Here is a 25,627-nt window from a genome sequence, read left to right on the forward strand (position 1 = left end):
CCCACGAGCGGAGTTCGGGCGGAAACTCACCGGCTCAACGAGAGGGCGGCTCACTCCACCCGCAGGCGCGGGACGGCCAGCAGCCCGGAGGCGACGTCGGCGAGCGCGAGCTCCAAAGCCTGCATGCCGAATCGGCGTCCGTGATGGGCGCGGGCGGTCTCCACCATGCGGGGCAGCCCCTCGTCGGCGGCGAGCCGATGGCTGGTGACGTTGGCGACCTCCACGCTCAGCTCATGCTCCTGGCCCGGGGTGACCAGGTCGGTGAGGTCCAGACGGTAGGGCGGCCTCCAGACCGTGCCGGCCCGGCGACCGTCCACACGGACCACGGCGATCACCCCCACAGGGGGCTCCACCTCGGCGCGGAAGGAGGCCTCCATGAGGCCGTTGGAGGCAGGGTCGACCAGCTGGTGAGGTGCGGCCTCCCCGAAGTCCAGGATGACCTGCCGGCTCCCATCGGGGACGCTGATCCGGGTGGTGTACTCGGCGGCGCCGGAGTACATCTGCCGGCCATCGATCTGCTCCCACTGGTGCGGCGGGGTGACCTCGGCGGCCGCGTCCTCGTCCGGGAAGCGCACCTGCCAGGTCTCCAGCTCGACGACGGCGCCGGCCGGAATTTCGGCGGCCTCACGGAAGGACACCGGAGGAAGCGCCCGGGGCGCCTCCTCGCCGTGCTGGATCAGCACAGCGGACTCATAGGCCTCCAGGCGCAGATCCAGGTGCCTGGACCCGTGGAGCGGCAGCGCATGGAATCCCAGCACCTGCCCCGTCTCGGGATCCCAGCGCTCCAGCACGTCCCCGGAGGGGGCTCGCTCGGCGTCGTCCCGGAACCTCAGCCGCACCTCAGCCGGCTCTGAACCGGTGTTGGCCACGAAGTGCACCCGGAGGCCTCCTCCCCCGGACCCGTCCCTCTCGAGCTGCCGGGTGGTCACGGCCACAGAGTCGTTGGGTGAGCCATCCCCCCTGCTCAGGCTCACCGGACCGGTCACCCCGCGGGCGGCCTCGGCGGCGGAGTCCACGGCCACACCCAGATGCGCCTGGCCGCCGAGGTCCAGCACGGCGCCTCCGGCCTCGAGCACCGACCTCAGCCAGGCACGGGTACGCTCCGGGATGTCCCGGGCATAAGGAAGCACCACCACAGGGAACCGCGTGGGCTCCAGGCGGTCGACGGCGTCGTCGTCGAAGAGGTCATAGTCCGCCCCGGTGGTGCGCAGGGCATGGGGCAGCTCGTCTCCGATGTGCCGCCGGGTCTCCTTGTAGAGGTCGGTGCGACCGGCCGCCGCGAAGCCGGCGTAGACGTCCCGGGCGGGCACATAGACCCCGACGTCGGAGAGCCGGCTTCCCTGCCGCATGAGCCAGGAGAGCCGGTGGATCGTGCCCCACAGGGCCGGGGCGGCCGCCCACCACGTGTTGCGATCATCGAGCGCCCCGGAGGCGTAGAAGACCCGACCCAGGGTGCCGTCCTCCGGCCGCGGAGAGTTCGGCCAGCCGTGACCGATGAAGTGGTTGATCCCCATCAGCAGGTGATCCTGGGCCTCGGCGAGGATGTCCAGCGGCGTGGAGCGGTACGAGGGCGAATGCGTCCAGGTCCACGCCTCGGAGGACACGACCTGCTGACCGTAGATCTGCCCGGCGGAGCTGGCCCACCGGCAGGCGGTCACCACGTCCCAGCCCCAGCCTTCGCCCTCGAAACGGTCCGCATGGCGGTAGGAGCTCACGGTCGCCGCGGGGACGCCGTAGCCCTGGATGCGGAAGGGCACGCCCCGTGAGCGTGCCCAGTCGCCGAAGACCCGGATGAAGTTCTCCTCCAGCAGCTCGGTGACGGTGCGGTGATGGTCGGCGCGGAACGCGGCGCCGCCCTGCCCGGGCAGCGTGAGCCGCCAGAGGTGAGGCAGGACGTCGTAGCCACGCCGAGCCCTGAACTCCTGAGGGAAGGACGGCGTCCAGTCGGCGTCGTAGACCTCGAGGCTGTCGCAGAAGACAGTGCCTAGGCGCTCGGCCCCCACCGCGTCGACCAGCGGCTCGGCCACGGCGGCGATGTGCGCCCGTGCGGCCTCGGCCGAGAGGTGGTCCAGCGCCCAGCCCTCGGCACCGACGGCCGCACGCTTGAGCGACTGGCGGGTCAGCCGGGAGACAGCCAGGAGCACCACCCGTGGACCCCGTCCGGCGGGGATGATGAGCTCCTCGCCGTCGATCTCGAGCGGGCTGAAGGACTCCGGGGTCTCGTGGGCGGTGCCGTCTCCGATGTAGCCGGCGATGAACTCGTCGCCGGGCCAGATGGCAGGGATCGGCAGCCGATGCTCTCCCATCGGGACCTCTTCATGGGTCCAGCTGAGCTTCCGTGCCCCGGTGGTCTCGTCCACGTGCGGGCCGCCGTAGGGCCACCCGGAGCCGAGGGTGACGTCGAAGCGCAGCCCTCGCTCCTCGGCCGCCTCGGCGGCGTGCCGCAGATCGGCCAGGAAGGTCTCGGAGAGAAAGCGGTCGGTGGTCTCGCTGAGCGGGTACACGACGGCGACCTCCACACCTCCGATCCCGGCCTCGCGCATCCTGTCCAGGTCCCGGACCAGATCCTCCCGGGCGACGTCGGGCCCGAACCACCACCAGCGCATCATCGGGCGTGCGGCGGGGTCCGGGGCGCGGAACCCCTCCAAGAGCTCGGCGCGAGCGGCGGGGGTCGACGTCGTGCTGCGCGGATCTGGGGCGGCGGCCGGGGTCATGAGGGGCTTCCCTTCGGGAGTGGGGGTCGGGTGTGCGGACGTGTTGGAGGGGACGACCTCGCACCAGGGCCGTCCCCTCCAAGAAACCCCGTGGGGTCTCCGTCGCCGGGCGGATCACAGGGACCCGACGACGCGCCTGTGGGGCGGGCGGCTGACGCCCGCCGGATCTCAGCCGAGCGTGGACTCGAACTCGGCGTGCATGGCCTCTGCGGCCTCGGCCGGGGTCATCCGTTCGAAGAACACCTCCGCCTCGTACCGGTGGATGACGTCAGCCAGCTGCCCGAAGCCGGTGGCAGGCACCGGTGCGGGCTCTCCGAGCTCGTCCTCGATCTCATCCATGAACTCGGCGGCGGCCGCGTTGGCCTCGTCCATGGTGTCCATCAGCTGGGGCCGGATCTCGGTGTTGGCTGAGAGTCCGCGGTCTGTCATGTTGATCTCCGCCGAGCGCAGATCGTTGACGAAGAAGTCCAGGAACTCCACCACCTCCTCCGGATGATCGGTGCTGGAGGAGGCCGAGACCATGCCGGTGTTGTACCACTGCTGGGCATCGGCGACGTCCCCGGTGGGGCTGGGCAGCCGCAGCAGCTCGAGCTCCTCCCCGCCGGCGTCCTGCAGCGCGCCGAGGAGGTTGGTCCAGCTGAACGCCATCGCGGCACCGCCGGACGCCTCCAGGGACTGGTCCTGCGGAGCGGTGAGCTCCTCCACCATGACCTCCGCCGGAGGGTAGGCCCCTGCTCGGCGCAGCTCATCGACGTAGCTCAGATAGTCCTCCAGGTGCTGGACCTCCACACCGAGCTCACCGTCGGCGTCAGTCAGCTGCACACCCTGCTGACGGACCCACGCCTGCAGCGACTGCGGCTCAGCCGGCCCGGAGGCACCGTAGACGCCGTCGAGGCTCTCGGTGATCTCCGTGGCGATGTCCGCGAAGTCCTCCCAGGTCCAGGTGGTGTCGTCCGGCATCTCCACCCCGGCCTCCTCGAAGAGCCGCGGATTGACCACCACCGCCACCGCGTTCACCCCTGAGGCGAGTCCGTAGTACTCGCCGTCGATGCTGCCCGACTCGACGATGTCCTCGGGCATGGCGCTGAGATCGACGTCGGAGAGGTCCAGCAGTGCGCCGCGCTCCCCGTATTCACGCAGGTACGGGGCGTCCATCTGGAAGATGTCCGGAGCCTCGCCGCCGGCGGCCTGGGTGGCCAGCTGATCCCAGAAGCCGTCCCAGTCGTTGTACTCGATGACGACCTCGATGTGCGGATGCTCCTCCTCGAAGACCTCGATGATCTCCTCGGTGTTCTGCACCCGGGTGTCCGAGCCCCAGAAGGCGAAGCGCAGGGTGACATCCTCGTCCTCACCGTCACCGCCACCACCTCCGCCGCCGCAGGCCGTCAGGCCCAGGGCGGCGACAAGCGCCGCACCGGTCAGGCGTGCCGTACGTGTGCTCATGTCTCTCCTTCTGATGGTCGGCCTGCCGTGCGAGTCGGGCTGCCGCGCGGGGCGGGCTCAGCTCACTCGAGGATGCGGTTCGCGGCGTCCACGAAGGACTCGCCGGCTTCATCGGCGTCCATACGGCCGAAGAAGACGTCCTGGCTGCGCAGCGAGAGCTCGTCCGAGATGCCGGTGAAGCCGACCGGCGGCATCGGCTCGGCGGAGGTGATCTCGCCCCCGAGGGCGTCCACCAGCTCGGCGACCACGAGATCCTGACCGTCGACCTCCTCGACGACGGCTTCGCGCACCTCCTCGTTGGAGGGCAGGCCACGGTCCATGAGGTTGTGCATGCCGGCGTCCACCGAGTTGATGAAGTGGTCGATGAACAGCTGAGCCTCCTCCGGATGGTCCGTGCCGGAGGTGGCGCCCATCAGCATCGTGTTCTTGAACCAGAGGCCGTTGTCCTCAGCCTGACCCGTGGGGCTCGGGAAGCGCAGCGGGACCAGCTCCACTCCGGATGCCTCGGTCAGCGCCGGCAGCTGGTTGGTCCAGGACATGCCCATGGCGGACCGATGCGTGGCGATCAGCGAGTCCTCCATGACGGCCGACTCCTCCTCCGCCATCTCGGAGGCGCTGGGCAGCGCCCCCTCCTCGACGAGCTCCTCGAGGAAGGCGAAGTACTCCGCGGCGTCGTCGGCCTCGATGCCGAGCTGACCGTCCTCGGTGAAGAGACCCTTGTCCTGCTGCCGCAGCCAGACCATGAGTGTCTGGGCGATGGGATTGTTGGTGCCGTAGGCCCCAGTCTCCTCCTGGATGGTGGAGGAGACGTCGATGAATTCCTCCCAGGTCCACGTGGTGTCATCGGGCATCTCTACCCCGGCCTCCTCGAAGAGCTCCGGGTTGGCCATCATGACCAGCGCATTCACGCCCGTGGGAATGGCGTACTGGACCCCTTCGGACTGGCCGCCCTCCACGATGGTGGGGTCGATGCCGGAGGTGTCGACGTCGGTGAGCTCCAGCAGCGCCCCGCGGTCCGCGTACTCACGGATGAACTCGTCGTCGAGCTGGACGACGTCAGGGGCGTCCCCGGAGGCCACCTGGGTGGCGAGAGTGTCCTGGTAGCCGGTCCAGTCGTTGAACTCTCCGTCGATGGTGATGTGCGGGTGCTCTTCGGTGAAGTCGTCGATGATCGCCTCGGTGTTGGCGTGGCGGTGGTCAGAGCCCCACCAGGCCACGCGCAGGTGGACCTCTTCGACGTCTCCTGCGCCGTCGGCGCCACCTTCGTCGCCGCCGCAGGCGGTGAGGGCCACAGCGCCGATCACTGCTGCTGCTGAGAGTCTGGCCAGCTTCGTGTGCTTCATGTGCGTCCCCTGGTGTGTGCGGTGAGGTGCGGAGCGGGGGCCCTGCGAAGCATGTGCCGCGCGGCCGCCGTCATCAATGGAACGATTCAACTGTGCGCTCCGCCCTGAGTGATGAGAGTGACACCAGGCTAGGATGTGACGCACGGCACAGTCAATAAAACGATTCATATCCATGATGCGGATCCCGCATGGAACGATGCGGCCACGAGATGATCGCCGGGGTGCCGCCTCGCAGCGGCACCCCGGAGAGGCTCAGCCGTGGACCGGGTGATCCACCACGCCCCGACCCTGTCCCTGGCCCGGGTTCTCTCCGGGGCCATGGCCCCGGCCGTTGTTGCTGCCTGGACCGCGCGGCGGCGCGCCGACGCCGTCCTCCCCACCCTCGGAGCCGCTGCCGACCTCCGGCAGCAGCTCGATGATCGTGGGCTCCTCGATGGCGCCGATGCGGGCACCAGTGCCCTCGGGGGCGACGTCGGTCAGCTCCAGCAGACCGTGCATCTGCACCGAGCCGTCCTCGCCGATCTCGGGGCGGATGTCGTCGACGTCCATGGACTCGAACCAGTCCTCGGCCACCGCGGCCGGGCGGGAGTCGTCCTCGCCGGCGCGTTGCCCGTCGAAGTAGTTGCTCGGGTCCTGCAGCAGCCAGGTGTCCTCCTGGTCCAGCTGCAGCGAGTCCTCACGGCTGCCCCGCCAGGACAGCGCACCAGTGATCTCATAGGCGGTCTCCGCCGCGTTGGTGTGCAGCTGGATGCCGGACCCAGACATCTCCTCGGAGACCATCCCGTTGCCTACCGTGGTCACCTCCTCCAGACGGACGTCCGGCCCAGAGTTGGAGGTGACCCCGTGGGAGAGGTTGTTGTAGGAGACAGAATTGCGCAGCAGGTGGTCACCCGGCATGGACTCGCCGCCCAGCTTGAAGCCGTTTCCCTGCCGCAGCACGTCCAGACCCTCCTCCTTGAGCCAGCCGTTGTTGTAGGCCACGGAGTCCTCGATGGTCACCGTGCCGATCGAGCCAGTGGTGGACTTCGCGTAGAGGTCGTAGCCGTCGTCGATATTGTGGTGCGAGATGGTGTGACGGAACACGTTGCCTTCTCCCACCGTGAGCTTCGCGGCGAAGCCGTCGGCGTCGTTGACGTTGGGGTCGGCATTGTTGTGTGACTCCGAGGAGACCACCAGGTTGTGCAAGGGCCACATCTCAAAAGGCTCGTGGCCGTTGCCGGAGATCTGCAGTCCGGTGTCCCCGTTGTGGTGGGTCTCGATCCGCTCGATCACATTGTGGTGGCCCTGGATGAGCAGCGGCTTCTGATAGCCCCGGGACCGGGTGATCTCCAGGTCATGGAGGTGCCAGTGGTCGCCGCGCAGCACCAGGCCGCCGCTGGAAGACTCCGAAAGGTCCAGGGTGGCCCGGCCGTGGGGCGAGGACATCAGTGTGATGGGCTCCTCCGCGGTGCCGTCGCGGCCCCGCTCGACGACGATCGCCTCCTGGGGCTGATACGTACCCTCGGCCAGCACGATCTGCTGACCCGGCTGGGCGTAGGCGACGGCGGTGGGCAGGTCCAGCGGGCCCGCCTGGGTCCCGTCGCCGTCGGCATCGCCGTCCGGGGCCACGTGGAGGGACTCCCCCGGGTCGCCGAAGCGTGCCACATGGAAGCTCAGCTCCAGCTCCACCGGATCCGTGGAGGCCAGCTCCTCCCAGTCCTCATAGTGCGGCTGCTCCTCGTCCGGGGTGAGCCGGGCGGTGAAGGAGTTGTCGCCGGACTCCAGGCCGCCGAGCGGCACCCGCTCGCGCTGGCCGGGCTCGAGGTCCACCGTCTCGGTGACCTCCTCGCCGTCCTCGTCGAGGATGACAGCCTCGCCGTAGGCGTCGGCGAGCAGCGGCACCTCGATCTCGGAGTGCGGGGTGGTGCTCGTGATGTCCGTACTCAGCGTCGGTGTCACCTGCTCGGTGGGACGCTCCAGCGGATCCTCGTCGTCGTCCGGGTGGATGGTGGTGAAGCTCCAGTCGGTGACGGCGGTGCGGATGTTGCGCGCGGTGAACAGCCCCACGTAGTAGCGCTCGTCGTCCTGGACCAGCAGCATGTCCGGGTCATAGCTGATGGACTCGAGCTCCTCGCCGTCGCGATGCCAGATCGCGTGGAAGCCGGTGTTGGACTTCCGCAGGGTCAGCTCGTAGACGTCGCCGGCTTCGAAGCGCGGCGGGTTCGCGTTGTCTCCCTCGACCAGCCCGTCCTTGTGGTGCCAGTCGAAGGCACGGGAGTCGCTCATGTCCCGGTCGGAGGAGTTCTGAGTGGAAGACTCCGTGTAGCCGTGGACGACCTTCCCGCCGGGAGTGCCGTAGCGGGTGCCGGTCTCACCGTCCAGGCTGGTATGGAACTTGGCGATCTGGGTGCCGGCGGAGTTGAAGTAGCGGGCTGCGCCGGAGTCAGGGATGAAGTCGTCGACGGCGATGAGCCCGAAGCCGGATTGGTTGTCCTTCTGCGCAGCCTCCTCCACCTCGAAGGTGGCCTCGAGGGTGAAATTCTCGGCCTCCGGGTCGATCTCCGTGTAGTGATACCAGAAGCCGTCCTCGGAGTCAGCGACCTTGCCACTGTTGCCGACGGCGTCAAAGGTCAGCGTGCCGTCGTCGTGCTCTGTCACCTCACCGCCGGAGCCGACCCCGGCATGGGCGGTGTGCCATCGCTCAACCTCCTCAGGGCCAGTGGAGGCCTCGGGCGATGCGGTGGCGCCGGCCATACTGGTGGCCAGCAGCGCGGAGGCAGTGAGCAGCGCCAACGAGGCGCGGCGACGTGTGGAGTGCATGGATCCCCTCATGGAACGGGCAGAGCGACTCCATGACCCTATGTGTGAGGTGTGTCACGCCTCAATGGGCGAGAGGTCATTCCACAGTGCCGGTTCGACATGCGACGATACGGCTCGGGAATGAACCTGAGCACCCGCCTAGCGCAGCTCGCCCTCCATCTCGCCGACCATCGCCTCGGCAGCCTCGGCCGGGGACATCCGCTCGAAGAGCACCTCGTCCTGATAGCGGTAGAGGATCTGCTGGAAGGCCGATCCACCCATCGCCGGCACCGGCTCCGAGGGGCCGAGCTCACCCTCGATCTGGTCGATGTACTCAGCCATGGCCAGCTGAGGGCCCTCGAGCTCCTCCGTGACGGTCTGCCGGATCTCGTTGTTCGGCGGGATGCCGCGCTCCGCCATGTCGATCAGCGCAGCCTCCTCAGAGTTCACGAAGAAGTCGATGAACAGCTGCACCTCCTCGGGATGATCCGTGGCAGCGCTGCCGGAGAGGAACATGGAGGATTTGTACCAGGGCGCGGCGTCCTCAGCATCGCCGGTGTGGCTCGGGAAGCGCAGCAGCTCCAGCTCCGTGCCAGTCGACTCGGAGAGCGCCACCGACTGGTTCGACCACCAGGCGCGCATGGCGACCTCCCCGGCAGTGGTCAGCGACTGGTCCGGACCGACACCCTGGTCCTCCGCGAGCGCCGAGGCCGCAGGCGTAGCCCCGGCGTCCAGCAGTTCCGCGATGTACTCGAAATAGCTCTCGGCATCCTCGACGTCGAAACCGAGCTCACCCTCGTCATTGCTCAGATGTCCGCCCTGCTGGCGCGCCCAGGTCTGGAATCCGCCGGTCTCGTCGAAGCCGCCGGCACCCCAGGCGCCGTCGAGGTCCTCACTGAGCTCCACGGCGATGTCCCGGTAGTCGTCCCAGGTCCAGGTGGCGTCGTCGGGCATCTCCACGCCTGCCTCGTCGAAGAGGTCCGGGTTGGCCAGGATGGTGAAGGCGTTGATGCCGATGGTGATCCCATAGAGACCCCCTTCGGTGCGCCCGTTGTCCACGACCGTGTCGTCCATCTGCGAGGTGTCGACCTGGTCCAGGTCCAGCAGCGATCCACGGTCCGCGTATTCGCGCAGGTAGAGCTCGTCCATCTGGATGATGTCCGGGGAGTCTGCGGCGGCGGTCTGGGTGGCGAGCTGGTCCCAGTACCCGTCCCAGTCGCCGAAGTCACCACTGATGGTGATGTCCGGGTGCTCCTCCTCGAAGGCATCGATGATCTCCTGGGTGTTCTGGTGGCGCGCATCGGAGCCCCACCAGACGAAGCGCAGGGTGACCTCATCGTCGTCGCCACCCCCTCCTCCCCCGCAGGCGGTGAGCGCCAGAGCGGCGGCAAGCCCGGCGGTCAGGGCAGAGGCCCCGCGACGTCGGCGCGGCTGCAGCGTCCAGGCAGGTCTGGCGGCGGAACGGCGGTGTTCCATGGTGTCCCCCTATGGTGTGATCGTTCACCTTGTCCTGACAATCTAGGGTGACATGTCTCACAGGTCAATGATGGTGCCGCAGCCCAACTATCCCCGAAGAGATGTGGGAGAGTCCCGGATATGCTGGCCACGATCTCCGTCAACGTGCCGAGGAGTCCACATGAGTCGTCGCCCCACCGGTCGGCCGACGGTCTGGCAGGTCGCAGAGCGCGCGGGCGTGTCCGCTCAGACCGTGTCGCGCTACCTCCGGCGCGACGGCGGCTTTCGCACACGAACCGCCGAAAGCATCGAGGCTGCCATCACCGAGCTGGGCTACCGCCCGAACCTGGTGGCCCGATCCATGCGAACTCGTCTGACAGGCGTCCTCGCCCTGGTCATGCCCCCGCGGATCCAAGCCGTCCCCACGCGCTCCGTGATGGCGGCCGCCGACGTGGCACACCAGGCCGGATTCGCCCTGGAGATCACCCTGACCGAGGGGGCCCCGGAAGACCGGGCGCGCGTCGTGGAGGATCTCGTGGACTCAGGCCGCGTCGAGGGGGTCCTGTCGTTCGGCTCCATCTCAGGCCTCGCAAGCCATGGCCCGACGGCGACCTCCTGCGCGCTGCACATATTCGACCACTTCGATGCCGACTTCCGCGGCCAGGGCCCGCTGGCTGACAGCACATTGGTCGGGGGCATCATCGAACACCTGGCCGAACTCGGGCACCGCCGATTCATCCACCTGGCGGGCCCCCAGGAGTGGACCACCGCTGCCTCGCGACGACGCGCCTATGACGAAGCGATCGCTGCGCTCGGCCTGACATCGCGTGGCGTCAAGGAATGCGGATGGTCTGTCACCTCAGGCCATCAGGCGATGACCTCACTTCTGGACCTGGACGCGACGGCCGTCGTCTCAGCCAGCGACCACATCGCGATCGGCGCCATTCGGGCAGCCTGGGAAGCAGGCTTGAGCACTCCCGAGGATCTCAGCGTCACGGGATGGGACGACCTTGACGTCAGCCACGCCCTCGTCCCTTCCTTGACGACAGTGGCCGTCGACAGAGAAGCTCAGGGTCGATTCGCGATGCAGGCACTCCTGTCCCGCGTCACAGGGAGACCATGCCCCGAGGAGCCGCAGGAGATCAATGAGCTGATTATCCGCGAGTCAACAGGACCCGCGCCCTCCTGAGCGACCGATCTCTCCCGGGGACTGCGAGCATGTGGATCATGCAGGTCACGAGAGCTGAGCAGAGGCTTCTTCGACCAATGAACGCCCAGCCTCATCGGGGCTCAGCCGACCAAAGATGACCTCGAGCTCATATCTCGCCAACACTGAACTGAAATCAGACCCACCCTCTGGCGTGATCGGCTCCGGTCGGCCAAGGTCCGACTCGATTCCGTCGATATAGTCGAGCGTCTCAGCAGCCATACCGCTGAGATCCTCCGCGACCAGCTCGCGCATCTCCTGGTTCGGCGGGATACCGCGCTCCACTCCCACGATTTCCGCTGCGGATTCTGAATTGACGAAGAAGTCGATGAAGTCCTGCACCTGCTCAGGATGATCTGTGCCGGCGGACGCCGAGAGGTACATCGACGATTTGTACCAGGGCTCGGCATCCGCGGCGTCGCCGGTGAAGCTCGGGTACCTCAAGATCTCCAGGTCACGATCCGCAGCGGCGGACAGGGCCACAGCCTCGTTGCTCCACCACGTGGAGATCGCCTGCTGACCCGTAGCCGCAAGGGACTGCTCCATCGTGCTCCCCGCGTTCTCCTGGATGAGTTCAGCCGGGGGCAAGACTCCGTCATCCATGAGGGCCTGGAAGTACTGGAAATATCCGCTGGCGTCCGAGGCCTCAAAGCCAAGCTCTCCCGCGTCCGTGGCCACGCTCTTTCCTTGTTGACGCATCCACGTCTGGAAGGCACCCATGCCACCTGGGATGGAGGTCCCCCAGGCATCCTCGTGCTGCTCGGTGATCTGCGCGGAGATGGACGCGTAGTCCTCCCAGGTCCATGTCATGGGATCGGGAAGCTCGACCCCCGCCTCCTCGAAGACCTGCGGGTCGGCGACGAGCACCTGGGCGTTGATCCCCATGGTGACGGCGAACTGCTGGCCGTCTACCTTCCCGTTCTCTACGGCCGCCTCGTCATGCTTGGTCAGATCGATGCCCTCAAGCTCCAGCAGGGAGCCGCGATCTGCGTACTCACGCAGGTACTGTTCATCCATCTGGATGATGTCCGGAGCCTGGCCTCCCGCCGTCTGGGTGGCCAGCTGATCCCAGTGATCGTCGAACCCGCCATACTCAGCACTGATCGAGACCCCCGGATTCTCCTCCTCATAGGCTTCGATAACCTCTTCCGTGAGGGCATGACGCGTATCCGAACCCCACCAGAGGAAGCGGAGCTCCACATCCCCCTCCTCACCTTCGGAGTTTCCGCACCCAGCCACCAACAGGGCGGTCACGGCAACGATCGTCACGCCTAGTCCATGGGTCGTAGTCTTCATGCCGCCACCTTTCACCAGGCCTGCCTTCTGCGCCTTGCGAAAGCAAACGTTATCGATAACATTAGGACGCCGTCACGCTATATGAGATCTTGATCACACGTCAATGCATGGACGCGTAAGGATCGAGGGCTCGAAAGCGGGGGCCCGTCCCGCCGGCTCTGACGAGCAACTTGGGGCCCACGAGGCGTCAGAAGTCCCGGAACATCCTGCGGTGCACGCGGCCGGGGCCGGGGCTCAGTCCAGCCGAGTGGAATCGCGCAGAACGGGCGTGCCCTCCACGACCATGCGGCGCTCCGCCTCGCCGTTGTTGAGCGTCATCGATGCCGTCATGCGGCCGATCTCCTCCAGCGGCAGCCGCACCGTGGTGATCGAGGGGAACTGGTCGCCCAGCGTGGGGATGTCGTCGAAACCGGCCAGCGCGACGTCGTCGGGAACTCGCAGACCCGCCGCCCGGATCGCAGCCATCGCGCCCAGCGCCATGACGTCGTTGACGCAGAACACGCACAGCGGCGCCGACGAGGACGCCACAACGCCGGAGCTGATCAGCTCACTCATCATGAAGTAGCCGCCGTCGCGGGTGAAAGTGCCCTCACGGACCACCTCAGGGACGACGCCGGCCGACTTCAGCTTGGCCAGGAACCCTGCCGAGCGCTGAGCGGAGGTGGAGAGCTCAGCCTCGCCGCCGAGCACCGCGAACCGCCGATGTCCGAGCTTCAGCAGCTCCGCGGCCAGGGCGGCGGCCCCGCCCTCGTTGTCGATCTGCACGCCCCCGGCACTGGGAAAGGGCTGGCCGATCATGGCAACCTTGCCGCCGTTGTCCTGATAGGTCTCCAGGACCTTCTGCAGCAGCGCGTCGTCCTGCGTACCCCGGGAACCCGCAAGAAGTATCGCGTCAGTCCGATAAGACATGAAAGCACGGACAGCTTCGATCTCGGCGGCGGCCTCGCGCTCAGTGGAGGCCAGCATGAGCTGCACCCCGGTGCCGGCCAGGCCACGCTGTGCGCCGCGGGCGATCGAGGAGAAGTACGGGTCCGCGATGTCATGGACGATCAGCCCCATGAGCCCTGCCGAGGATCGGGCAAGCGCTTGCGCCTGCGCATTGGGGAAGTACCCGAGCTCCTCGGCCGCAGCACGCACGCGGTCGGCGATCTCAGGCTTGGGCCGGCGCGTGGATCCGTTGAGAACACGCGAGGCCGTGGACTGGGAGACCCCTGCGGCTTTGGCCACATCAGCCAGGCGGACAGCCATCTGACGCTCCTACTGTGACAGTTGACACACACTTTCCCTCGATACTACCGTGGAAAGCGCATTCCGACCTCATCGGCCCGCCACCACCTTCAAGGAGCCCCGATCCCATGACCGAGCCCCGCGTCCTCCGCATCGCCATGAACGGCATCACCGGCCGGATGGGCTACCGCCAGCACCTGCTGCGGTCCATCCTCCCGATCCGCGACCAGGGCGGCATCACACTGCCCGACGGCTCCCAGGTGACCGTCGAGCCGATCCTCATCGGCCGCAACGAGGCCAAGATCAAGGAGCTCGCCGCCACGCACGACGTCGAGCACTTCACGACCGACCTCGACGGCGCCATCAACGACCCCTCCATCGACATCGTCTTCGACGCCTCGATGACCTCCCTGCGCTACGCGACGCTCTCCAAGGCCATCTCCGCCGGCAAGCACGTCTTCACGGAGAAGCCCACCGCCGAGAGCCTCGAGGAGGCCGTGGCCCTCGCATCCCAGGCCAAGTCCGCCGGCATCACCGCCGGCGTCGTGCATGACAAGCTCTACCTCCCCGGCCTGGTCAAGCTGCGCCGCCTGGTGGAGGAGGGCTTCTTCGGCCGCATCCTCTCGCTGCGCGGCGAGTTCGGCTACTGGGTCTTCGAGGGAGACCACCAGCCCGCCCAGCGACCCTCCTGGAACTACCGCCTGGCCGACGGCGGCTCCATGACCACGGACATGTACTGCCACTGGAACTACGTGCTCGAGGGCATCATCGGCAAGGTCAAGTCCGTGACCTCCAAGACCGCCACCCACATCCCGAAGCGCTGGGACGAGAACGACAAGCCCTATGACGCTGACGCCGACGACGCCGCCTACGGCATCTTCGAGCTGGAGACCCCCGAGGGCGACGAGGTCGTCGGCCAGATCAACTCCTCCTGGGCCGTGCGCGTGTACCGCGACGAGCTCGTCGAGTTCCAGATCGACGGCACGCACGGCTCCGCCGTCGCCGGGCTGAACAAGTGCGTGGCCCAGCAGCGCGCCCACACCCCGAAGCCCGTGTGGAACCCCGACCTGCCCGTCACCGAGTCCTTCCGGGACCAGTGGATGGAGGTGCCCGCCAACGCCGAGCTGGACAACGGTTTCAAGCTGCAGTGGGAGGAGTTCCTCGCCGACGTCGTCGCCGGCCGTGAGCACCGCTTCGGCCTGCTCTCCGCCGCCCGCGGCGTCCAGCTGGCCGAGCTCGGGCTGCAGTCCGCCGCCGAACGCCGCACCATCGACATTCCGGAGATCACCCTGTGAGCACCCTCAGCACCGAGACCCCCGTGGCGAACGCGCAGGCCGCCGGCCTGCCCACGCTGACCCTGCCCACCCTCGAGGGCGGCACCGCCGAGTACACGATGACTGGCCAGGCCGACTCCTCGCTGGGCCCTTTCACTCGCCCTGAGAAGCCGCTGACCTCCCGGAAGGTCTATGCGGCCGCCCACGTGGTGCCGGTGATGACCGCCGACAACACCCCCGGCTCCCCCGCCCAGCTGGACTGGGACGCCACCCTCGCCTACCGCCATGAGCTGTGGTCCTACGGGCTCGGCGTCGCCGACGCCATGGACACCGCCCAGCGCGGCATGGGCCTGGACTTCGAGGCCACCAAGGAGCTGATCCGCCGGTCCGCCGCCGAGGCCGCCTCGGTCGTCGACGCCGGCACCTACCCCGCCCTGGCCGGTCGCACCGTGCGCGACCTGGTCGCCTGCGGGGCCGGCACCGACCAGCTCGACCCCACCACGGTGGAGCCCGGCGAGGCCGGGGTCAAAGCCGTGCTGGACGCCTATCTGGAGCAGCTGGAGGTCGTCGAGGCCTCCGGGGCGAAAGTGATCCTCATGGCTTCCCGCGCCCTGGCGAAGGTCGCCTCCAGCCCCGAGGACTACCTGGGCATCTACTCCCATCTGCTCCAGGCGGCCCAGCAGCCGGTGATCCTGCACTGGCTGGGTCCGATGTTCGACCCGGCCCTGGCCGGCTACTGGGGCTCCGACGACGTCGCCGCCGCCACCGAGACGTTCCTGACCCTGATCCGGCAGAACCCGGCGAAGGTCGACGGCGTCAAGGTGTCACTGCTCGACGCCGACCACGAGACCCAGCTGCGCGCCGCGCTGCCCGAGGGGGTGCGGCTCTACACCGGGGACGACTTCAACTATCCGGAGCTGATCGACGGCGACGAGACCGCCTACTCGGATGCGCTGCTGGGCATCTTCGCCGCCATCTACCCAGCGGCCTCAACAGCCCTGCAGGCCTACGACGCCGGCGACGCCGCCCGCGGCCGGGCGATCCTGGACTCCACCCGGGAGCTGGGCAAGCACATCTTCTCCGCGCCCACGCTCTACTACAAGACCGGCATCGCCTTCCTCTCTTGGCTCAACGGGCACCAGGCCGGCTTCCAGCTGGTCGGGGGCCTGCACTCGGGACGCTCGCTGCCGCATCTGGCGCACACCTTCGTGCTCGCCGATCAGGCCGGCCTGCTGACCGACCCGCAGCTCGCCGCCGAGCGGATGACCACGCTGCTGAAGACTGGAGGCGTCTCATGAGCTTCGACCTGTCACTGAACACCGGCACCACCCCGAAGCTGTCCCTGCAGGAGGCGGTCGACGCCGTCGCCGCGGCCGGCCTGCGGCACATCGGCCCCTGGCGGCACCTGCTCGAGCAGGCCGGAGGGGCGGAGAAGGCCGCGCAGATCATCTCCGGCGCTGGCCTGACCGCCACCACGCTCTGCCGCGGCGGCTTCCTCACCCCGGCCGATGCCGAAGGCCGGTCCGCCGCGCTGGAGTCCAATCGGGCGGCGATCCGTGAGGCCGCGACGATCGGCACCCGTGAGCTGATCATGGTCGTCGGGGGGCTCCCCTCGGCCGCGCACCTGCTCGGCGGGACGGGAGACCGCGCCGACAGGTCCGTGGTGGACGCCCGAGCCCGGGTGGCCGACGGGATCGCCGAGCTGGTGCCCTATGCCGCCGAGCACGACGTCCGCCTGGTGCTGGAGCCCCTGCATCCGATGTATGCCGCCGATCGCGCGGTGCTCTCCACCCTGGGCGAGGCACTCGAGATCGCAGCGCCGCACCCGGCCGAGACGGTCGGCGTCGTGGTCGACACCTTCCATGTGTGGTGGGACCCGCAGCTTCAGCAGCAGATCGCCCGCGCCGGCCGCGAGGGTCGGCTGGCGAGCTACCAGGTGTGTGATTTCAACCTGCCGATCGCCGATGACGCGCTGAAGTCCCGCGGGATGATGGGCGACGGTCATGTGGACTTCCCGACGATCTCCCGCTGGGTGGCCGACGCCGGGTACACGGGGCCGGTCGAGGTGGAGATCTTCAACCGCGAGATCAACGACCAGGACGCCGCGGTGACCCTGGAGACCATGAAGGAGCGCTACGCCGAGCTGGTGAAACCGTTCCTGAGGGCCGCGTCCGCAGACGCCTCCTCTGCACCCACCTCATCCGCCACCGTCTGACCACCCCATCCGTCGAGTGGCCATGAATCACGGAACCTCCTGCCTGACACGCCGTGTCGGGAGGGCAGATACCGCGATCCGTGGCCACTCGATGCGTCTGTCACTCCAAGGAGAGCCATGACTGCTGAAGGAACCACCCCGACGTCGGTGCTGCTGGTGGGCCTGGACGGCTTCGGCCGCCAGCATCTGCGGAACCTGAGGCGGCTCTCCGAGCTGGGCCGGGCCAGGCTGATCGCCGGCGCCAGCTACAGCGACCCCGGGCCCGAGGTCCGCGGGGACATCCCGGTCCATAAGACCCTCGCCGAGGCACGCGAGGCCGGGCACCGTCCCGACGTCGTGATCATCTCCACCCCGATCAACACGCATCATGACCTGGCGCTGGAAGCCCTGGCGATGGGCGCCGACGTGCTGCTGGAGAAACCCCCGACGGCGACCTTCGCCCAGTTCGAGGACCTGCTCGCCGCGGCGGAGCGTGCCGGACGGCGGGTGCAGGTGGGCTTCCAGTCCATCGGCTCCCACGCCCTGCCCGCCCTGGAAGAGCTTCTCAGCACCCCCGAGGCCCCCGGCGGCATCGGTGAGCTGCGCGCCGTCGGCGCCACCGGGCTCTGGCTGCGCCGAGAGGCCTACTACGCTCGGGCTCCCTGGGCGGGCCGCCGCGTGCTCGACGGAGTCCAGGTGGTCGACGGCGTGGTCACCAATCCGCTGGCCCACGCGGTGCGCACGGCCCTGCACATCGCCGGGGCCCGCGACACCGACGACGTCGCCGGACTCGCCACCGAGCTGCACCACGCCCACCGCATCGAGGCCGATGACACGTCGATCGTCTCGCTGCGCACCACCGCCGGAATCCCGGTGACCGCCGCGCTGACACTCTGCGCTCCGGAAGACCACCGGCCGCCGTGGGTGACGATCTACGGCACCGAGGGGCAGGCGCAGCTCTACTACACGGAGGATCGCCTCGAGATCACGCCCAACCGCGAGGCTCCGTTCAACGCGGGCGAGGCCGGACGTCCGCGCACAGTGGAGTTCGCCCGCACCGACCTGCTGGAGAACCTCCTGGACGTGCGCGAGGGCAGGGCCGAGGCGCTGCTCTCCCCGCTGCGCGAGGCCGGGGCGTTCATGCGGGTGCTGGAGGCGGTGCGCACGGCGGAGGACCCGGCACCGATCGAGGAGCGGCATGTGCAGCAGGTGGACTCCGGGCCCGAGAGGCACCCGGTGATCCCGCACATCGAGGACTACCTCGCCCGCGCGGTGAAGGCTCCTTCGACCTTCTCTTCGCTCGGCGCCCCCTGGGCCGCTTCCGCCGCCGCCAGCGGTGAGCTGAGCCTGCCCGGAGGCCCGACGATCGCCCAGCTCCGCACCGGGGAGGACATCTCCCCCACTGACTCCCCGCGCCCCTTCCTGGACCAGGTGCGGACCCGGGCCGGCGTCGTCGTCACCGACCAGCAGCCGCTGGACCACACCTGGCATCTCGGCGTGAACGTGGCCCTGCAGGACGTGGACGGCACCAACTTCTGGGGCGGACGCACCTACGTGCGCTCCGCAGGCCGCTACATCTGGCGCGACGACCACGGCCGCATCCTCACCCGCGCGGAGCAGATCGACGACGTCGACGACGGCCAGCGGCTGACCCAGCAGCTGGAGTGGCTCGACCGCTCCGGGGAGGCGCTGCTTCGCGAGGAGCGGACCGTCACCGTGACCGCCCGGGACGAAAGCGCCTGGGAGCTCGACGTCGCCTTCGCTCTCACGCCTGCGGTGGAGCGGCCCGTCTCGCTGGGGAGTCCGGGCTCCAACGGTCGGGTGGGCGGCGGCTACGGCGGCTTCTTCTGGCGGCTGCCCGCGCTGGCGGACGCGCAGATCTTCACGGCGGAGGCCTCCGGAGAGGAGGCTGTGCACGGCAGCGTCAGCGACTGGCTGGCGGTCTCCGGGCGGTTCGGTTCCGTGCACGGCCCGGGCGACGCGACGTTGGTGCTGGTCTCCACGGACGAGGACCCCTGGTTCGTGCGGCACGCCGGCTACCCCGGTGTGGGCATGTCCCTGGCCTGGGACTCCCCGGTGCTGGCCGCTCCGGATGAGCCGGTGGCACGCCGGGTGCGGGTCGCCGTCGTCGACGGCCTGCTGGACCGTGCGGAGGCCGCCGCACTGGGGAGCGGACTGTCGGCAGAGCTGACCGCGACCCGCATCTCACGATGACTCCGCACTGTGGGCCCTTGTGATCGCTGATCGTCGCTCATCAGGGCCCACACCGCGGAGGCAACGCCGATCACATCGACCACGAGGAGAAGCATGACCCCTGAGCAGGAGTTCCACGCGAAGCACGCCCGTCTGACAGGCATCCTCGAGGAGGCCGGGGCCGACGCCCTCGTGCTCTCCACCGCGGGCTCGCTGTCCTGGCTGCTCGCAGGGGCACGGGTCCACATCAGCCTGGCGGGCCCACCGATCCTGCGCGCGGTGGTGCACCGTGACGGGGTCGCGGTGGGGGTGTTCAGCAACGAGTCGGCACGCATCCGCGAGGAGGAGCTGTCACCTCTGGTTTCACTCCTCGACGACGGTACGGTGAGCCTCCATGAGCTGGACTGGTACGCCGACGTCGACGACGTCCGCGCCTGGCTCCCGCAGGCCGCCGGCTGGACGCTCACCGGCGAGTCCGCCGCCGCCCTGCCGCTGCGCAGCGCCCGCGCCTCGCTGCTCGAGGTGGAGGTGGAGCGCTACCGCGCGCTGTGCCGGGCCTCCGCCGAGGCGCTGACCGATGTGCTCGGCGAGGTCACCCCGGAGACGACCGAGCGGCAGCTGGCCGCGGCCCTGGCGCCACGGATCATCGAGGCCGGGGCGGATCCCGTGGTGCTGCTGGTCAACGGGGAGTCCCGGGCGGTGCACCGCCACCCGCTGCCCACCGATGCGCCGCTGGGCCGCCGGGCGATGGCTGTGGTGTGCGCGCGTCGGCAGGGCCTGATCGCCAATGTGACCCGCTGGGTCGGGTTCGGCGACGTCGTCGCCGGAGAGGAGGAGATGGACGCCCGCATCCTCTCCGTGGAGGCCGAGGCCTTCGCGGCGCTGAGCCCGGGCGCCCGGCTGGAGTCTGTGCTCGACACCCTCAAGGAGTCCTATGTGCGCCACGGCTTCGCCGCCGATGAATGGACGAAGCATCATCAGGGTGGGGCCGCCGGCTATGAAGGCCGTGACCCACGCGTCTTCCCCGGGGTCCCGGACCTGATCCATGAGAATCAGGCCTTCGCCTGGAACCCGACCGGCTGGGACCGGCAGCTCGGCCTCGGGGCGAAGGTGGAGGACACCGTGGTGCTGCGCGCCGGGACCGACGGGAGCCGGATCGACGTGCTCAGCGTAGACGAGCGCTGGCCCACCGTCGAGGTGGCCGGCATCGCCCGCCCTGCGGTGCTGCGCCGCTGAGCCTGACCGGCCCCGGATGGGGCGGCGGCGCGGCCAGGGGCAGCTCGGTCGACATCCCACGATGCCGGACCGACACCGTCGATCCCAGCCCTGGCCCTTGACGGTCCCCAGGAGTCTCACTAACGTCGTGGTCCAACACCTCTGAGAAACCGGTTTCTCAGCACCATGACGCGGATGGAGACCATCATGTTCACCCCCATCACCCGCCCCGCCCCTCGGGGTCCACGCGCTGCGGCCCTCGGCCTCGCCGCCGCCGTCGTCGGGCTGACCGCCTGCGGCGACGGCGGAGCCACGCAGGGGTCCGACGATGACGTCACCCTGGAGTTCGCCTTCTGGGGATCCGACTATCGGCTGCAGCTCACCGAGGAGATCATCGAGACCTTCGAGGCCGCCCACCCGGGGATCACCGTGGAGGCCGCCTATGGCGACTCCGGCTACTGGGACCAGATGGCCACCCGCACCGCAGCCGGGGACATGCCCGACATCGTGCAGATGGACGACAAGTATCTGCGCGAATACGCCGACCGTGACGCGCTGATGGAGCTCTCCGCCGTGGACGTCGACGGCCTGGACCCGGACATCGTGGACAACGGCCGCACCGAGGACGGCCTCTACGGCGTGACCATCGGCATCAACTCCTTCGCCCTGGTGGCCAATCCGGACCTCTTCGACGAGGCCGGAGTGGACATGCCGGACGACTCCAGCTGGACCTGGGACGACTACCGGGACATCACCGTGGAGCTCAGCGAGAACCTCGACGACGGCTGGGGCGCGGTCTCGCTGAACCAGCCCGGCGCCTTCCAGGTGTGGCTGCGGCAGCACGGCGCCAACCTGACCACCGAGGACGGCGAGCTCGGCTTCGACGAGGAGCTCGCCACCGACTACTTCCAGTACTTCCGCGACCTCATGGACGACGGCGGCATGCCCCCGGCCGATGCGCTGTCGGAGGACATGGAGCTGGGCCCGGAGCAGTCCCAGGCCGGGCTCGGACACGCCGCGCTGAGCGGCTGGTGGACCAACGAGCTGCCCACCCTGGCCAACGCGAGCGGCGCCGAGATGGAGCTGCTGCGCTTCCCGTCCGAGACCGGACAGGCCGAGGACCACGGCATGTGGTTCAAGTCCTCCATGCTGCTCTCCGCCTCCTCCGACACCGAGCACCCCGAGGAGGTCCAGGCGTTCATCGAGCACTTCATCAGCTCCGAGGACGCCGGCCTGATCTCCCTGACGGACCGCGGCCTGCCGGCCGATGAGAACGTCCGCGCCGCGGTGCTGGACGAGCTCGAGGGCGCGGACGCGCGCTCTGCGGAGTTCGTCCAGGACATCGAACCGGAGCTCGGCGAGCCGGAGCCGGTGCCCGCCATCGGGTTCTCCACGATGCGCGAGACGCTCTTCCGCTACGAGTCCGAGGTCTACTTCGACCGCCTGACCCCGCAGGAGGCAGCCGCGGAGATGATGGCCGAGATGGAGTCCTCCCTGCAGTGACCCACCGATCCGGGGCGGGCGCCTGAGCGGTGCGTCCCGTCCCTGGGCCGCCCCTCTGGTGCGAGAGGGGCGGCCCGCCCCCCCCGTCAGCTTGAGCCAGCGACCCCGGCAGAGAAGGACCCGATGGACCACCCCCACCTGATGACCTCGTCCCCCGCGCCCTCCACCACGGCCGACCCGAGCACCACCCGGTCCGGGGCGACGTACTCCAATCCGATCCTCGACGCCGACTGGCCGGATCCGGACGCCATCCGGGTCGGCGAGGACTACTGGATGGTCGCCTCCAGCTTCAACCGGGCGCCGGGGCTTCCCGTGCTGCACTCCCGGGACCTCGTGAACTGGGAGCATGTGACCAACGCACTGCTGGCCGTGCCGCCGGCACCGCACTTCGCCGTGCCTCGCCACGGTCAGGGCGTCTGGGCACCGAGCCTGCGCCACCACGACGGCGTCTTCCACATCGTCCACCCGGACCCGGACCACGGCATCTTCGTCACCTCCGCGACGGACCCGCGGGGGCCGTGGAGCACCCCGCATCTGCTGCTGAGGGGCCGCGGGCTCATCGATCCGTGCCCAGTGTGGCACGAGGATGGCAGCGCCCACCTGGTCTTCGGCTGGGCGCGGAGCCGCGCCGGGGTGAAGAACCGGATCAGCCTGGTGGAGGTGGATCCGCAGCTGCGTGGACCGTTGGACGACGCCCGGGTCATCATCGACGGCGACGCCATACCCGACTGCACCACGCTGGAAGGCCCCAAGATCTACCGCCGGGACGGCTGGCACTGGATCTTCGCGCCCGCCGGCGGGGTCGCCACCGGCTGGCAGTACGTGTTCCGCTCCCGGGACATCGCTGGCCCGTATGAGCACCGCATCGTCCTGGAGCAGCATGACACCGACGTCAACGGTCCGCACCAGGGCGCCTGGGTCACCACCCCGTCCGGCGAGGACTGGTTCCTGCACTTCCAGGACCGCGGTCCCTTCGGCCGGGTGGTCCACCTGCAGCCGATGCGCTGGGGCGACGACGGATGGCCCCGCCTGGGCGAGCCGGTGGACGAGATCAGCGGCCGCCCCGTGCGTCGGTACGCGCTGCCTCATCCGCCATCGCCCGCCGGGGACGCATCCGGTGCGCCGTCGCAGCGCGAACCGTCCCGCAGCGACGGGTTCCGCAGCACCGTACTCGCCCCTCGCTGGCACTGGCAGGCCAACCCGCAGCCACACTGGATCCACGTTCGGGGGGATGGCACGATCGACCTCGCCGCCCTGCCGGCCTCCAGCGACGACCTGCGCCAGCACGGCGCTGTGCTGGGCCAGCAGCTGCCGGGCCGGGCCAGCAGCTGGACGACGCGTCTCCATCTGACCGGGGCTGTCCCCGGCGCGCAGGCAGGCCTGACCCTGCTCGGAAGCACCTATGCCTGGATCGGCCTGGAGCAGAGGCCGGACGGCACCTGGTTGACCTGCCGCACGGGCGACGACGCCGGCGAGAACGTGGTGCACGAGGAGCCGGTCTCCTCCGCAGTGGAGCTGAGCATGGCCCACGACGACGACGCCCGAGCCACCTTCCGCTGGCGGCACCACCCGCAGGACGACTGGCACGACGTCTCCCCCGGCTTCACCGCCACCAAGGGACGGTGGATCGGGTCTGAGGTCGGGCTCTTCGCACGGTGCGTCTCCGGTGCTCAGGCCGGTGCGTCGATGCCGTCCGGTCCTGCGGACGGAGGCACGGCTCCCCGTGACGCCCGCGGTGTATTCTCTGCCGTGACGGTCTGTATGGACGGCAGGAGAGTGTGATGGGACGGGTGCTGAAGGACGGCCCGAAGATCGGCGAGGTCGCCGTGGCTGCGGGCGTCTCTCGGGCCACCGTCTCCCGAGTCATGAACGGCCAGGACACTGTCGCCCCGGACATCGCCGACCGCGTGAGGGAGGCCGCCGCGCAGCTGAACTACCGCCCCAGCACCCTGGCCCGCAGCCTCTCCCTGGGGCGCTCCAGCACAGTAGCCGTCGTCGTGCCGGATCTGCGCAACCCGATGTTCCACCAGGTGCTGCGCGGCGTCATGGACGCCTCCGAGGCGCAGGGCTACCGCACCCTGGTGGCCGAGACTGCGGACCGCACCGCCGATGAGGCCACCCTCGCCCAGGAGGCCCGGACCCGCTGCGATGCGCTCATCCTGGTGAACCCGCGCATGCCGCAGCAGACCCTGGATGAGCTGCTGCCCCAGCTGCGCCCCGTGGTGCTGGTCAATCGCACCAGTTCCCACGCGGACATCCCCAGCCTGGTGATCGACCACGCCCAGGGGATCCATCGGCTGGTGGAGCATCTCACCAGCCTGGGCCACCGGCACCTCGCCTATCTGGGCGGGCCCGACGGCAGTCTCTCCGACATCCCCCGCCGGGAGGCCCTGGAGACCTCGCTGACCCGCCACCCCGATCTGCGGATCGACCAGCTGCCGGGCGGGGCGACCATCGACGCGGGATTCGAGGCAGCCGAGCAGGTGCTGGCCTCGGAAGCCACTGCCGTGGTGGCGTTCAACGATCTGACCGCCTTCGGGCTGCTGGCTCGCCTCAACGAGTCCGGGGTGAGGGTGCCGGACGGCCTCTCGGTCACCGGCTTCGACGACATCGAGCTCGCCCGCTATGCGAATCCGGCGCTGACGACCGTCAACGTGCCGCATGCGGAGCTGGGACGCCGGGCCTGGCAGCTGCTGGCCGAGGCCATTGCCGCCGCTTCAGGCAGCACAGCTCCGGGGACGGGGCGGGGCACCGCACCGGAGACGTTCACCCCGGAGCTCACGGTGCGCACCAGCACCGGCCCGGTGCCGCCGGCCCGGGAGCTCACCGCCCCCTCCACCGATCTCTCCGGCACCGCGCACCGGCCCGCTCGTGGATCTGCGGGCGACGACGACGGGGCCCGCTGGTCCCGGCGCGGCGCAGGCTGGCAGCTGCGGCTCGGTGAGCTGGTCCTCGCGCACAGCATGGGCGGGGAGCGGATGCCGACAGTCCACAGCCCTCGACCCCATCTGCACCCGGTGCGGAGTCTGCGTGGGCGGCTGCTGACGGACCGCAGCCCGGATGACCACCGGCATCATTACGGCGTCTCCATGACGATCCCTGATGTGGACGGCACCACCTACTGGGGCGGTCGCACCTTCGACGCCGACCACGGCCCGATGCTGTTGCCGAACCATGGACACCAGCATGTGGAGCACATGGAGACTCTCCACGGAGGGGCCACGCTGCACCAGCAGATCCGCTGGATCGACCAGGACCAGCGCCTCCAGCTGCAGGAAAGCCGGGAGATCACCGGGACCGGGATGGCGGAGACGGAGGCCTGGGCAATGCGCTGGTCCTCCCTGCTGCGGGCGGAGCGGCCGCTGACCATCGCCAGCCCGGCGGTCCGGGGCCGCCCGGGTGCCGGCTATGGAGGCTTCTTCTGGCGCCTGGCCTCCGGCGCGGAGGTGGAGGTGATGAACTCCGAAGGGGTTCAGGACGTCCATGGGACACCCGCCCGGTGGGTCTCGGTGGCGGTCCGCCACGACGAGCGCTGGGCGAGCCTGGTACTGGCCCAGCAGTCCGAGGACCCGTCGCCCTGGTTCGTGCGGGCCTCCGACTACATCGGGCTCGGTCCGGCCCTGGCCTGGGACGTCCCGCTGACGCTGGCCGCCGGTCAGGTGCACCCGGTGGAGCTGCTCGCCGTCGTGGTGGATCGACGGGTCGGCGCCGGCGAGGTGGACCGTCTGCTGGAGCTCGGTGAAGGCCGGGTGCGGGCTGCCCGGAGCGCCTGATCATCCGGGCCG

General features: G+C 69.3%; 16 protein-coding genes. 9 read left to right on the forward strand and 7 right to left on the reverse strand.

What is annotated here, in order from left to right:
* Window positions 1-50 precede the first annotated feature (50 nt).
* The 5 genes from HNR09_RS06395 to HNR09_RS06415 form a co-directional block, all read right to left on the reverse strand.
* Entirely contained in the window at window positions 51-2,714 is a 2,664-nt protein-coding gene (locus HNR09_RS06395) for a glycosyl hydrolase (RefSeq protein WP_179541281.1), read from the reverse strand.
* Window positions 2,715-2,882: 168 nt separating this feature from the next.
* The gene (locus HNR09_RS06400; protein WP_179541282.1) at window positions 2,883-4,157 is read right to left on the reverse strand and encodes an ABC transporter substrate-binding protein; all 1,275 of its coding nucleotides are present in this window, start codon (window positions 4,155-4,157) and stop codon (window positions 2,883-2,885) included.
* Between the two features lie 62 nt (window positions 4,158-4,219).
* Entirely contained in the window at window positions 4,220-5,500 is a 1,281-nt protein-coding gene (locus tag HNR09_RS06405) for an ABC transporter substrate-binding protein (RefSeq protein ID WP_179541283.1), read from the reverse strand.
* Between the two features lie 252 nt (window positions 5,501-5,752).
* A complete protein-coding gene (locus HNR09_RS06410; RefSeq protein WP_179541284.1) occupies window positions 5,753-8,299 on the reverse strand; it encodes a polysaccharide lyase domain-containing protein in 2,547 nt (848 codons plus the stop codon).
* Window positions 8,300-8,437: 138 nt separating this feature from the next.
* The gene (locus HNR09_RS06415) at window positions 8,438-9,754 is read right to left on the reverse strand and encodes an ABC transporter substrate-binding protein (protein ID WP_179541285.1); all 1,317 of its coding nucleotides are present in this window, start codon (window positions 9,752-9,754) and stop codon (window positions 8,438-8,440) included.
* A 160-nt stretch (window positions 9,755-9,914) separates the two neighbouring features.
* Between HNR09_RS06415 and HNR09_RS06420 the strand changes: the two genes are divergently transcribed.
* Window positions 9,915-10,922: a LacI family DNA-binding transcriptional regulator gene (locus HNR09_RS06420; protein ID WP_179541286.1), complete on the forward strand. Its 1,008-nt coding sequence runs from the start codon at window positions 9,915-9,917 to the stop codon at window positions 10,920-10,922.
* Between the two features lie 45 nt (window positions 10,923-10,967).
* Here HNR09_RS06420 and HNR09_RS06425 read toward each other — a convergent pair whose 3' ends face one another.
* Together HNR09_RS06425 and HNR09_RS06430 are read right to left on the reverse strand one after the other, a co-directional pair.
* Window positions 10,968-12,236: an ABC transporter substrate-binding protein gene (locus HNR09_RS06425; protein ID WP_179541287.1), complete on the reverse strand. Its 1,269-nt coding sequence runs from the start codon at window positions 12,234-12,236 to the stop codon at window positions 10,968-10,970.
* Window positions 12,237-12,470: 234 nt separating this feature from the next.
* Entirely contained in the window at window positions 12,471-13,484 is a 1,014-nt protein-coding gene (locus HNR09_RS06430) for a LacI family DNA-binding transcriptional regulator (RefSeq protein WP_179541288.1), read from the reverse strand.
* Window positions 13,485-13,591: 107 nt separating this feature from the next.
* On the opposite strand from HNR09_RS06430, the gene HNR09_RS06435 reads away from it, so the two are divergent.
* From HNR09_RS06435 to HNR09_RS06470, 8 genes are all read left to right on the forward strand, one after another.
* On the forward strand, window positions 13,592-14,758 hold the full coding sequence (locus HNR09_RS06435; RefSeq protein WP_179541289.1) for a Gfo/Idh/MocA family protein: 1,167 nt from the start codon (window positions 13,592-13,594) through the stop codon (window positions 14,756-14,758).
* A gap of 47 nt (window positions 14,759-14,805) precedes the next feature.
* Window positions 14,806-16,035, forward strand: a complete 1,230-nt coding sequence (locus HNR09_RS06440; RefSeq protein ID WP_179543056.1) for a dihydrodipicolinate synthase family protein — start codon at window positions 14,806-14,808, stop codon at window positions 16,033-16,035.
* Window positions 16,032-16,952, forward strand: coding sequence for a sugar phosphate isomerase/epimerase family protein (locus tag HNR09_RS06445; protein ID WP_179541290.1), 921 nt, complete (start codon window positions 16,032-16,034; stop codon window positions 16,950-16,952). Before HNR09_RS06440 ends, HNR09_RS06445 begins: the two co-directional genes overlap by 4 nt.
* A 117-nt stretch (window positions 16,953-17,069) precedes the next feature.
* A complete protein-coding gene (locus tag HNR09_RS06450; protein WP_179541291.1) occupies window positions 17,070-19,145 on the forward strand; it encodes a DUF6807 family protein in 2,076 nt (691 codons plus the stop codon).
* A gap of 93 nt (window positions 19,146-19,238) precedes the next feature.
* Window positions 19,239-20,360 (forward strand): M24 family metallopeptidase, encoded by a 1,122-nt coding sequence (locus HNR09_RS06455; RefSeq protein ID WP_179541292.1) that lies wholly within the window; start codon window positions 19,239-19,241, stop codon window positions 20,358-20,360.
* Between the two features lie 186 nt (window positions 20,361-20,546).
* Window positions 20,547-21,842, forward strand: coding sequence for an ABC transporter substrate-binding protein (locus HNR09_RS06460; protein WP_179541293.1), 1,296 nt, complete (start codon window positions 20,547-20,549; stop codon window positions 21,840-21,842).
* A 123-nt stretch (window positions 21,843-21,965) separates the two neighbouring features.
* Window positions 21,966-23,624: a glycoside hydrolase family 43 protein gene (locus HNR09_RS06465; protein ID WP_218881895.1), complete on the forward strand. Its 1,659-nt coding sequence runs from the start codon at window positions 21,966-21,968 to the stop codon at window positions 23,622-23,624.
* A complete protein-coding gene (locus tag HNR09_RS06470; protein ID WP_179541294.1) occupies window positions 23,624-25,615 on the forward strand; it encodes a DUF6807 family protein in 1,992 nt (663 codons plus the stop codon). The genes HNR09_RS06465 and HNR09_RS06470 overlap by 1 nt, the downstream gene beginning before the upstream one ends.
* Window positions 25,616-25,627: the final 12 nt, after the last annotated feature.

The sequence above is a fragment of the Nesterenkonia xinjiangensis genome, from assembly GCF_013410745.1.
Taxonomy (GTDB): domain Bacteria; phylum Actinomycetota; class Actinomycetes; order Actinomycetales; family Micrococcaceae; genus Nesterenkonia; species Nesterenkonia xinjiangensis.

Bases quoted from the DNA above. Each gene is read 5' to 3' on its own strand.
- HNR09_RS06415 (WP_179541285.1), bottom strand. From the start codon at position 9,754: ATGGAACACCGCCGTTCCGCCGCCAGACCTGCCTGGACGCTGCAGCCG.
- HNR09_RS06450 (WP_179541291.1), top strand. From the start codon at position 17,070: ATGACTGCTGAAGGAACCACCCCGACGTCGGTGCTGCTGGTGGGCCTG.
- HNR09_RS06405 (WP_179541283.1), bottom strand. From the start codon at position 5,500: ATGAAGCACACGAAGCTGGCCAGACTCTCAGCAGCAGCAGTGATCGGC.
- HNR09_RS06400 (WP_179541282.1), bottom strand. From the start codon at position 4,157: ATGAGCACACGTACGGCACGCCTGACCGGTGCGGCGCTTGTCGCCGCC.
- HNR09_RS06460 (WP_179541293.1), top strand. From the start codon at position 20,547: ATGTTCACCCCCATCACCCGCCCCGCCCCTCGGGGTCCACGCGCTGCG.
- HNR09_RS06445 (WP_179541290.1), top strand. From the start codon at position 16,032: ATGAGCTTCGACCTGTCACTGAACACCGGCACCACCCCGAAGCTGTCC.
- HNR09_RS06425 (WP_179541287.1), bottom strand. From the start codon at position 12,236: ATGAAGACTACGACCCATGGACTAGGCGTGACGATCGTTGCCGTGACC.
- HNR09_RS06435 (WP_179541289.1), top strand. From the start codon at position 13,592: ATGACCGAGCCCCGCGTCCTCCGCATCGCCATGAACGGCATCACCGGC.
- HNR09_RS06470 (WP_179541294.1), top strand. From the start codon at position 23,624: ATGGGACGGGTGCTGAAGGACGGCCCGAAGATCGGCGAGGTCGCCGTG.
- HNR09_RS06420 (WP_179541286.1), top strand. From the start codon at position 9,915: ATGAGTCGTCGCCCCACCGGTCGGCCGACGGTCTGGCAGGTCGCAGAG.
- HNR09_RS06430 (WP_179541288.1), bottom strand. From the start codon at position 13,484: ATGGCTGTCCGCCTGGCTGATGTGGCCAAAGCCGCAGGGGTCTCCCAG.
- HNR09_RS06410 (WP_179541284.1), bottom strand. From the start codon at position 8,299: ATGCACTCCACACGTCGCCGCGCCTCGTTGGCGCTGCTCACTGCCTCC.
- HNR09_RS06395 (WP_179541281.1), bottom strand. From the start codon at position 2,714: ATGACCCCGGCCGCCGCCCCAGATCCGCGCAGCACGACGTCGACCCCC.
- HNR09_RS06455 (WP_179541292.1), top strand. From the start codon at position 19,239: ATGACCCCTGAGCAGGAGTTCCACGCGAAGCACGCCCGTCTGACAGGC.
- HNR09_RS06465 (WP_218881895.1), top strand. From the start codon at position 21,966: ATGGACCACCCCCACCTGATGACCTCGTCCCCCGCGCCCTCCACCACG.